The sequence below is a fragment of the Aurantimicrobium sp. genome (assembly GCF_036667855.1).
Classification (GTDB): domain Bacteria; phylum Actinomycetota; class Actinomycetes; order Actinomycetales; family Microbacteriaceae; genus Aurantimicrobium.
The window spans coordinates 1-1,055 of the sequence record NZ_JAVWTF010000116.1; the positions used below are offsets into that span (position 1 = coordinate 1).

2 protein-coding genes are annotated in these 1,055 nt (G+C 59.1%); one reads left to right on the forward strand and one right to left on the reverse strand.

Annotated elements, in window-relative coordinates; translation table 11 throughout:
• Positions 1-584: hypothetical protein (locus tag RR877_RS10585; RefSeq protein WP_332628246.1), on the reverse strand; the 584-nt coding region annotated here is incomplete at its 3' end.
• Positions 585-839: 255 nt separating this feature from the next.
• On the opposite strand from RR877_RS10585, the gene RR877_RS10590 reads away from it, so the two are divergent.
• The coding region (locus RR877_RS10590) for a hypothetical protein (RefSeq protein ID WP_332628247.1) at positions 840-1,055 on the forward strand (216 nt) is incomplete at its 3' end.

A 1,055-nucleotide genomic window follows, 5' to 3' on the forward strand; every position in this document is an offset into this window, starting at 1 on the left:
TCCAGTCGTTGCAACAGCGGCAAAGCGCCAGCGCCCTTCACTTTCCAGGAGCTCAGTGGTGGCTCCCACTTACCATCGTCATTGAGCTTGGCGTCGGCCAAGAACTGAAGGCGGTCGTGCAGCCACTGCTCTGGTTCCAGAGACTCGGTCAAGCCTGTTATGACCGCCGTAGCCACCGTGTCTCCGGGGTCATGAAGGCGTCGCAGGCAGGCGATAACCAGTTGGGCTTCTGCGGTCGACAGCAGCCCAGGTCGCTCCGCTGCTACGGGAATCCCCCACTGATTCAGCGCGCGGACGACCTCACCCATCGTGTTCCTGAATCGGCAAAGCACAGCGATGTCACCAGGTTGCACTGCTCTGAGCACTTTGGTCTCCTTGTCGAACACCTGCGCACCGCCCGCGAGTAGCTTGGCCAGCGCGGGACCAAGCGCTGGCACATGGAGGTTTTTCCTGACAGGGGACTCAAACGACCAATTCAGTACGTCTACATGGCCGGCAATCTGCTCGCGTTTCGCAGCAAGTTCGACATCTGCTGCAGGAGATGGCGCAAAAGCAGGAACGAAGACTTCGTTGGTGAGCTTCACCAGCGCCGGCGTCGAGCGCCACGAGTCAGAAAGAGGGGCCCCAAGCTTGCCACCCCATTTCTCGACAGAGTCCAGAACTTGCTGGATGAGGGAGGAGTCCGTGCCTCGAAACCCATAGATTGCCTGTTTTTGATCACCCACCCAAACCGAACACTTGGCAAGCCTTGCGAGCTCGATGAAGATGGCGAGTTGCAGCGGATTGGTGTCCTGGAACTCGTCAACGAGCACTAGGTCGAGCTCCTCACGAAGAGCCTGTTGCACGACCTCGCTCTCGCGAAGTCCTTGCAGAAGTCGAACTTCCTGATCGGTGAAGTCCACCACGCCCATCTCTCGCTTGGCGGCTTCGAACGCTGCAAGGCCTCGGCTAGCGATGCTGAAGGTCAGTTCAAGATAGACACGGACGTCTTCATGGAACAGCTGGTGCGCCCCATGTGTATTCGCAGCCTTTTGCAGGGCCTCGACGAGCGGCCG